Genomic DNA, 8,766 nt, shown 5'->3' with positions numbered 1-8,766 from the left:
CTGCTCGGAGATCTCTTCACGAAGACCTGGAAGCGACTATCCGTCTGCGTGAAGAGATCTCCGAGCAGCACCGTGCTCTGGGCCAGATCAAAGAAATGGCCGCCAAATACGGCTACGATATTTCCGGTCCGGCAACGACCGCTCAGGAAGCCATCCAGTGGACCTACTTCGGTTACCTGGCTGCCGTTAAATCTCAGAACGGCGCGGCAATGTCCTTCGGCCGTACTTCCAGCTTCCTAGATATCTTCATCGAACGTGACCTGAAAGCCGGTAAAATCACCGAGCAAGACGCTCAGGAAATGATTGACCACCTGGTCATGAAACTGCGTATGGTTCGTTTCCTGCGTACTCCGGAATATGATGAACTGTTCTCCGGCGACCCGATTTGGGCAACCGAATCCATCGGTGGTATGGGCGTTGACGGTCGTACTCTGGTCACCAAAAACAGCTTCCGCTTCCTGAACACCCTGTACACCATGGGGCCGTCTCCGGAGCCGAACATCACCATTCTGTGGTCTGAAAAACTGCCGCTGAGCTTCAAGAAATTCGCCGCTAAAGTGTCTATCGATACCTCTTCTCTGCAGTATGAGAACGATGACCTGATGCGTCCGGACTTCAACAACGATGACTACGCTATCGCCTGCTGCGTTAGCCCGATGGTTGTTGGTAAGCAAATGCAGTTCTTCGGTGCCCGTGCTAACCTTGCGAAAACCATGCTGTACGCGATCAACGGCGGCGTTGATGAAAAACTGAAAATGCAGGTTGGTCCTAAATCTGAACCGATCAAAGGCGATGTCCTGAACTTCGACGAAGTGATGGAACGCATGGATCACTTCATGGACTGGCTGGCTAAACAGTACGTCACCGCGCTGAACATCATCCATTACATGCATGACAAGTACAGCTACGAAGCATCCCTGATGGCGCTGCACGACCGCGACGTGGTGCGCACCATGGCATGCGGTATCGCGGGTCTGTCCGTTGCGGCTGACTCCCTGTCTGCTATCAAATATGCGAAAGTTAAACCGATTCGTGACGAAGACGGTCTGGCTATCGACTTCGAAATCGAAGGCGAATATCCGCAGTTTGGTAACAACGACTCTCGCGTTGATGACATGGCGGTTGACCTGGTTGAACGTTTCATGAAGAAAATTCAGAAACTGCACACCTACCGCAATGCTATCCCGACGCAGTCGGTTCTGACCATTACTTCTAACGTGGTGTATGGTAAGAAAACCGGTAACACCCCAGACGGTCGTCGCGCTGGTGCGCCGTTCGGACCAGGCGCTAACCCAATGCACGGCCGTGACCAGAAAGGCGCTGTTGCCTCTCTGACCTCCGTCGCTAAACTGCCGTTTGCTTACGCGAAAGATGGTATTTCTTACACCTTCTCTATCGTTCCGAACGCACTGGGTAAAGACGACGAAGTTCGTAAGACCAACCTGGCTGGCCTGATGGATGGTTACTTCCACCACGAAGCATCTATCGAAGGCGGTCAGCACCTGAACGTCAACGTGATGAACCGTGAAATGCTGCTCGACGCCATGGAAAACCCGGAAAAATATCCGCAGTTGACCATCCGCGTATCTGGCTACGCAGTACGTTTTAACTCCCTGACTAAAGAACAGCAGCAGGACGTTATTACGCGTACCTTCACTCAGACCATGTAATGGGTGTGACTGAAATCGCGATTTAAAAAGCGTACAATAAAGGCTCCACGCAAGTGGGGCCTTTTTAACACCTTCCCTGCCGCAGTCTCTTTTGTCCGCTATCTATACTGAATGGATAACCGCCAAAACAGACTTAACACAGCCGGTTTGAGCTGTGCATCACAGGCCCCGGACGGGCCGAATCTGGAGATATCACCGCAATGTCAACTATTGGTCGTATTCACTCCTTTGAATCCTGTGGCACTGTCGATGGCCCAGGGATCCGTTTTATCACCTTCTTCCAGGGCTGCCTGATGCGCTGCCTGTATTGCCATAACCGCGATACCTGGGATACCCACGGCGGCACTGAAGTGACCGTTGAAAGCTTAATGAAAGAGGTCGTGACCTATCGCCACTTTATGAACGCCTCTGGCGGCGGCGTCACGGCATCCGGCGGCGAGGCGATTCTGCAGGCGGAGTTCGTCCGCGATTGGTTCCGCGCCTGCCACGAAGAAGGCATCCATACCTGTCTCGATACCAACGGCTTTGTCCGCCGCTACGATCCGGTCATCGATGAGCTGCTGGAAGTCACCGACCTGGTGATGCTTGACCTCAAGCAGATGAACGATGAGATCCACCAGAATCTGGTCGGCGTCTCTAACCACCGTACGCTGGAATTTGCCCGCTACCTGGCGAATAAAAACGTCAAAGTGTGGATTCGTTACGTGGTCGTTCCCGGCTGGTCAGATGATGATGATTCCGCACATCGCCTCGGCGAGTTTACCCGCGATATGGGCAACGTCGAAAAAATCGAACTGCTGCCGTATCACGAGTTAGGTAAACATAAGTGGGTGGCCATGGGCGAAGAGTACAAGCTGGATGGCGTGCATCCGCCGAAGAAAGAGACCATGGACCGGGTAAAAGGTATTCTCGAGCAGTATGGCCATAAGGTCATGTATTAACCCGACGGCGGCGATAGATACATTGCCCGGTTACGCAGAGTGTTCCCCGGATAGGGCGCAAAACGTCTTATCCGGGCGAAAAACGCGTCTGCCGGCATCACGACATAAAGTATTGCGACAGTTTATTTGCCACACTCTCAATCGAGAAAATGCGTTTCTGATGCGCTTTACGATACTCCGCATAGCGTTCATCCTGCTCCTCCAGCGCGTGGAGCATCCGATCGGCAACCATCATTGCGCCGGCAATTTCGGCAAATCCGGATTCACCTTCCCCTTGTAAAGCAACGGCGGCCTGCAGGTTCCAGTCCGATAAACGGGCCAGCGGCGTAAAAGTACCGCGCGTAAGCGACAATATTTTCACCCCCTGCTGCTTTGCCAGCGTCAAAGCCTGCATCATATCCGCCGATGCCTGTTCGGTATGAACGACGATAATTCCCGTCTTTTGCCGATCGGTTGACATGGGAATCGCCGCCGGATAAGAGCGATCGACGAAGCTGGCGACTTTCCCCATGTTGATTAAATTCATTTGTAGAAACAGAGCGACGGGCACCGCCGTACCTACAGCATAAATGGCAATATTATTCAGCGCATTCAGCCAAACCGCCGCGCTTTGCAGCTCCTGGGCATCGATAATGGCATTGCTGTCGCGAATGCTCGCCAGCACCGGCGCCATGTCTTCATCATCGCCCTCTTCCGAACGCGCAGCGCCCTGCTCAACCGCCAGCGCCGTTCTGAAATCTGAGAAACCTTTAAATCCAAACGCCCGACAAAAACGGGTAATACTGCCCTCGCTGGTATCAACAGAGTCAGCCAGTTCTGAAATGGTATGCCGCATCACAAAATCAGGATTTTCCGCAATAAAGCGGCCAACCTTCTCCAGTATCGGGCTGAGTTCCGAAGACCCATTCCGAATGTTTATCAATAAGTTATTATCTATCTGGCTCATTTTTTGCCTTTCTTGCTCAAAATGCAAACACAGTCACATCTTTCGTCCCGCGCTAAAGATAATAATTATTATCTCATACAAACAAATAAAAATAATTATTTTTACAAACAGGAGAACATCTCATGAAAGGTCTCATCGTCTGTCGTACCGGTATGGGCAGTTCCTTAATGCTCAAAATAAAAGCACAAAAAATCATCGATAAACACGGTTGGGATATCGAGCTGGAACACGACGTCCTCTCAGGTTTAAGAACCTGGCGAGATATTGATTTCGTCATCACGATGCGCGATCTCACCGATGAAGTCGAAGCTGCCGGGTTTAAAGCTATCGGTATCACCGACCTGATGAACAGTGAAGAAATGGAATCAGCGCTTACCCGCGTAATCCAGGACAACTAACCTCTCCCGGAGGCAATATGGATTTCCTCAGATTTATTGTATTCGACATTCTGGGCGTCACCCCACTTTTAGTTGGTTTTATCGCATTAATTGGCTTATTGATCCAACGAAAGCCCATTGAAAAGGTTCTCTCCGGGACGTTCAAAACGATTGTCGGCTTTCTGGTTTTTGCCGGCGGGGCCGGACTGGCGGTGACCTCTCTCGGTAATTTTCAAACATTATTCAGCGATGGATTTGGTCTGAAAGGCGTCATGCCGCTGGCGGAAGCGCTGACCGGTCTGGCACAAACTAAATTCGCGATGTGCGTTTCGCTGATTATGGTGATTGGTTTTGGCTGGAACCTGTTCTTTGCTCGCGTTACCCCCTTCAAATACATTTTTCTCACCGGGCAGCACAATCTCTATCTCTCCGCCCTGCTGACCGTCACGTTGAAAGCGCTCGGCTATAGCGACATGACCACCATTATTGTCGGTTCTATCCTGCTCGGGCTGGCCGCCTGCCTGTACCCGGCAATTGCCCAGCCGTGGATGAGGAAAATCACCGGTAATGATGAAATTGCGATGGGGCACTACGTGACGCTGGCCTATGCGGCATCCGGGTGGATCGGTTCAAAGGTAGGCGATCCTAAGCAGTCGACCGAAAAGCTGAATCTGCCCGGCTGGCTTGGGATCTTTAAAGATTACATCGTCTCCGTGTCGATCTCGGTCAGTATTTTCTATTACATTGCGGCGCTCGCCGCCGGGAAAGAGGCGGTGACCGCCGCCGCGGGCGGAATGCACTGGCTGGTTTACCCTCTGTTCCAGTCGCTCACTTTCACCGCGTCGCTGTACATCATCATTACCGGGGTACGCCTGCTGTTGTCAGAAATTGTCCCGGCCTTCCTCGGCATTTCGGAGAAATTCATTCCCAACGCCAAACCCGCCCTCGATTGCCCGGTGGTTTTCCCGTATGCCCCAACCGCCACAGTACTGGGATTTATCTCTTCTTTTGTCGGCGGACTGGTGGTCATGGGCTTTCTGGCGATCCTCGGGCAAACCGTCATTATTCCGGTGGCGATCCCCTACTTCTTTATCGGCGCCACCGCGGCGGTATTTGGTAACGCCTCGGGCGGCTGGAAAGGGGCCATCGCCGGCAGCTTCGTCACCGGGATCCTGATTGGTATCGGCCCTGCGTTGATTTACCCCATCATGGAGTCCGTCGGCCTGTCGGGAACCAGCTTCCCGGAAACCGACTTTGTCGCCCTGGGCCTGGTTGTGTACTACATCGGCAAAATGCTGCCATAAGAAGGAAACAACATGAACATTGATGAACTGAAGTCCCATGCGCTCGCCGCTCGCCGCGATATCGTCACCATGATTTATGAGTCCGGCATTGGCCACCCGGGCGGCGCCCTATCGATAATCGATATCCTCACCTGGCTCTATTATCAGGAGGTTGACCTGGCGGCCTCGTCCCGCGCGCGCGTCGTTATGAGCAAGGGGCACGCCGTTGCCGCGCAGTACGCCATGCTTTACCAAAAAGGCAAAATCGAACGCAGCGAGTTCAATACATTCCGCCAGATCAATTCTCGCCTGCAGGGGCACCCCAGCATAAAATCGCTCCCGGATGTCGACGCGACGACCGGTTTGCTCGGCCAGGGACTCTCCATTGCTTTCGGTATGGCGGCCGCTAAAAAACGGCGCGACGATCCTCATCGGGTGTTTGCCATCATCGGTGATGGCGAAATGCATGAAGGGCAAATCTGGGAAACCTTACAGCAGGCCGGGCATATGAAAATGGATAATCTGGTCGCGATCATCGATTACAACGGCTTCTCTTCCCACGATCCGGTTAATGAAGTGGTTAATCTCGAGCCGCTGGCGGATAAGATCCGCAGCTTCGGCTGGCACGTGCTGGAGCTGCATAACGGTAATGATATGCACCAGGTAGCCGACACCCTGATGCTCTCCCGCCATCTGAAAGGCAAGCCCGTCGCCATCGTCGCCCATACCACCAAGGGCTCCGGCGTCAGCTACATGGAAAATAACGGCGACTGGCACTCAAAAACCCCGACCACAGAACAATACCAGCAGGCAATGGAGGAGTTACAGTGATGAAAGCACCGCGTGATGAGATCGGTAATGCACTGATTGCCCTGAAAGAAAAAGGCTACCCGGTCGTCGCTATCGATAGTGACTTAGCCAGTTCAACCCGCACCGACCAGTTTCAGGCGCGCTACCCGGAGGCCTTCTTTGAAATGGGCATTGCGGAAGGTTCAGCGATGAGTTTTGCCGTGGGTCAGGCGCTTGAGGGCTATATCCCCTTCTATGTCAATTTTGCGATGTTTGTGACGGGGACGGCATGGACCCAGCTGCGCCAGGCCTGCTATGCCAAAGCCAACGTCAAGCTGGTCGGCAGCCATCCGGGCATGGATGACGGGCCGGACGGCGCCTCGCACCACGCGCTGGAGGATCTTGCCCTGACCCGGGTGCTGCCAGGCATGACGATCCTGACGCCGGCCGATGCCGAAGAAATAGCCGACGCCTTTGAGCAGGCGGCAAAAATCAAAGGCCCGGTTTATATCCGCGTGGCACGTGAACCGATGCCGGTACGCGATAAGAGCGTGGTTCCGCGGGTCACCGATATTGCGGCCATCGCCAGTAGCGGCAATGATTTCGCCATTCTCTTTGAAGGCACGGTGCTGGAACAGGCCAGCGAAGGCTATGAAAGGCTGGTGGCCAGCGGTAAGAAAGGCAAGCTCATCCACGTGGCGAAGCTCAAACCCTTTAACCAGCAGGCGTTTTATGCGCTGGTAGCAAATTGCCCGCATATCGCCACCCTTGAGAATCACACGATAAACGGCGGCCTTGGCGGTCAGGTGGCCGAAGCCATGGCGCAAGCGGCCCATCCTGCGCGCCTGACGCGTCTGGGAACGCAGGATACCTTCACCGAGTCGGGCAACAGCCGACAGCTCAAGGCAAAATACGGCATCTCCGGCGAGGCGCTGTATCACGCGCTTCGCTGACCGGCGCACGAGCCGGTCGCGCAGTGGCCGGCTCGCTATTTGAGGATCCTATATGGATGAGAAATTATTTGCCGCTTGTCAGTATACGGAGCGGAGCCTGGACTGGCGCAGCGCCATTAGGCTGGCCTGCCACCCTCTGGCGCAGCAGGGGAAAATCAGCGCCGACTACGCGGAAGCCATCATTAGCGCCACCGAGCAAAACGGCCCCTGGTACATACTCAGTCCGGAATTTGCACTCCCGCACGCCCGTCCGGATGAAGGGGTCCTGAGCCCGCACAGCGTTCTTTCTCTGGTTTGCTGCGCTGAGGCGGTGAAGTTCCCCGGTCATCCCGAGGTACGGTTGATTATCGTCCTGGCCGCGGCCGATAGTAAACAGCATATTCAGACTATCCAGCGGTTAGTCTGCTGGTTGGATGAGGAGGATCGGCTGCGTCAGCTCACCAGGGTAGGACATCAGAACCAGCTTGCTGCGCTCGTCGCTGGCGGCAAAGAATAAAAGGGGACTTTGTCCCCTTTTATTATCACCGTAGCGAAGGCCCGCAGAAAACTTACGCGTGCGCCACCGGCGTCGGATGGTGCCCCGCTTTACGCAGCAGCGTCAGCAGGTAAATAAACGACACGCTGGCGATCATGATAAATAACAGATTGTCGGAGAAATTCTGCATCAGCATCGCGGTGAACGTTGGCCCAAGCAGACTGCCGACGGTATAGCTCATCAGTAACGCCTGATTCATCGCGACCAGCTGATGACGTTCGACTTTTTCGCAGGCCCAGGCCATCGCCACCGGGTACAGCGTAAAGCCGGATGCGCCGAGGATAAACAACGCCGGGGCCATGGCGGCGCCGCTCAGCATCGCCAGGCAGCCCAGAATAACCACAAACACCTGCACGCGCAGCACCAGCAGACGACCGTAGCGATCGGCCATCCGCCCAATCGGCCACTGGCCAAGAATACCCGCGCTGACCATCACCGCCATCCAGAAGCCAATTCCGGCGTCGCTCACCCCCTGGTGGTTCAACCACAGCGGCATCAGGCCATACAGTGAGCCAAGGACAATTCCGGAGATAATACAGCCGTTAACGCCATGACGAGCCTGACGCAGCCTGAGCATTGGCCAGATGCGCGCAGGTTCATGCTGTTCATCACTTTGATTCACCACGTGCGTAAACAGCAAAGGCAGAATCGCCGCCAGCGCCAGCGCGGTAACCCACGGCAGCACGCTCATCAGATCCGTCGGCAGCTTGCTGACCATCAGCTGGCCCAACACGGTCCCCACATAGTAAACCATCATATAGGCCGCCAGCAGACGACCACGGCTGCGTGCAGTACCGCTGCAAACCAGCGCGCTTTCCACCACCACCCAAATCATCGCGCAGCCCACGCCGGCGATAAAACGCCAGCTAAACCAGGTCCAGAAGCCAATAGTGACGCCAAGCCCGACGCAGCCCACCGCAAAGATCAGCGACGCCAGGTAATAGCTGCGGTTAAATCCCAGACGCTTAATGACCCATCCGGCCAGCAGCGTGCCGACCAGGTTGCCGGTAAAATAGGACGAACCGACCATCCCGACCTGCCAGGTAGGCATGTTTTCATGGGCGAGCCAAAGCGGGACGAGGGTATTTAAAACCGCTATCGCCAGCGTCAACAAAAGCAGGCCGCAGAGCAACATTTGCACCGGCCGGGTGTAGATGGACATGGATGTAACCGTGAGGAAGTTTAGATTTCGTGCGCATCATGCCACCGCTATAAACATTGTCAATCCACCAGAAATCAGGCAGGACGCGGTTTCACGGGCAACGATAGAAG

General features: G+C 54.6%; 9 protein-coding genes. 7 read left to right on the top strand and 2 right to left on the bottom strand.

Annotated elements, in window-relative coordinates; translation table 11 throughout:
* Both pflB and pflA read left to right on the top strand, forming a co-directional pair.
* A partial coding sequence (pflB, locus tag ACI2JR_RS24895) for a formate C-acetyltransferase (protein WP_462479709.1) occupies positions 1–1,670 on the top strand: 1,670 nt, incomplete at its 5' end.
* A gap of 200 nt (positions 1,671–1,870) precedes the next feature.
* A complete protein-coding gene (pflA, locus tag ACI2JR_RS24890) occupies positions 1,871–2,611 on the top strand; it encodes a pyruvate formate lyase 1-activating protein (protein WP_132727564.1) in 741 nt (246 codons plus the stop codon).
* Positions 2,612–2,708: 97 nt separating this feature from the next.
* Here pflA and ACI2JR_RS24885 read toward each other — a convergent pair whose 3' ends face one another.
* The gene (locus ACI2JR_RS24885; protein ID WP_132727566.1) at positions 2,709–3,557 is read right to left on the bottom strand and encodes a MurR/RpiR family transcriptional regulator; all 849 of its coding nucleotides are present in this window, start codon (positions 3,555–3,557) and stop codon (positions 2,709–2,711) included.
* Positions 3,558–3,679: 122 nt separating this feature from the next.
* Here ACI2JR_RS24885 and ACI2JR_RS24880 point away from each other — a divergent pair, with 122 nt between their 5' ends.
* Genes ACI2JR_RS24880 through ACI2JR_RS24860 form a run of 5 tightly spaced genes read left to right on the top strand, consistent with a single transcriptional unit; the run spans position 3,680 to position 7,455 of the window.
* On the top strand, positions 3,680–3,955 hold the full coding sequence (locus tag ACI2JR_RS24880) for a PTS sugar transporter subunit IIB (RefSeq protein ID WP_132727569.1): 276 nt from the start codon (positions 3,680–3,682) through the stop codon (positions 3,953–3,955).
* Positions 3,956–3,972: 17 nt separating this feature from the next.
* The gene (locus tag ACI2JR_RS24875; RefSeq protein ID WP_095095648.1) at positions 3,973–5,238 is read left to right on the top strand and encodes a PTS ascorbate transporter subunit IIC; all 1,266 of its coding nucleotides are present in this window, start codon (positions 3,973–3,975) and stop codon (positions 5,236–5,238) included.
* Positions 5,239–5,250: 12 nt separating this feature from the next.
* The gene (locus ACI2JR_RS24870; RefSeq protein WP_462479708.1) at positions 5,251–6,048 is read left to right on the top strand and encodes a transketolase; all 798 of its coding nucleotides are present in this window, start codon (positions 5,251–5,253) and stop codon (positions 6,046–6,048) included.
* The gene (locus ACI2JR_RS24865) at positions 6,048–6,959 is read left to right on the top strand and encodes a transketolase family protein (protein WP_462479707.1); all 912 of its coding nucleotides are present in this window, start codon (positions 6,048–6,050) and stop codon (positions 6,957–6,959) included. The genes ACI2JR_RS24870 and ACI2JR_RS24865 overlap by 1 nt, the downstream gene beginning before the upstream one ends.
* Positions 6,960–7,011: 52 nt before the next feature.
* Positions 7,012–7,455 (top strand): PTS sugar transporter subunit IIA, encoded by a 444-nt coding sequence (locus tag ACI2JR_RS24860; protein ID WP_462479706.1) that lies wholly within the window; start codon positions 7,012–7,014, stop codon positions 7,453–7,455.
* A gap of 52 nt (positions 7,456–7,507) precedes the next feature.
* Here the strand turns inward: ACI2JR_RS24860 and ACI2JR_RS24855 are convergent, their stop codons facing one another.
* Positions 7,508–8,656 (bottom strand): MFS transporter, encoded by a 1,149-nt coding sequence (locus ACI2JR_RS24855; RefSeq protein ID WP_132727579.1) that lies wholly within the window; start codon positions 8,654–8,656, stop codon positions 7,508–7,510.
* Positions 8,657–8,766 lie beyond the last annotated feature (110 nt).

Origin of the sequence: Klebsiella sp. NPDC088457 (genome assembly GCF_044900465.1) — a bacterium.
Taxonomy (GTDB): Bacteria; Pseudomonadota; Gammaproteobacteria; order Enterobacterales; family Enterobacteriaceae; genus Klebsiella.
This window is presented reverse-complemented; position numbering and strand designations above follow the sequence as displayed.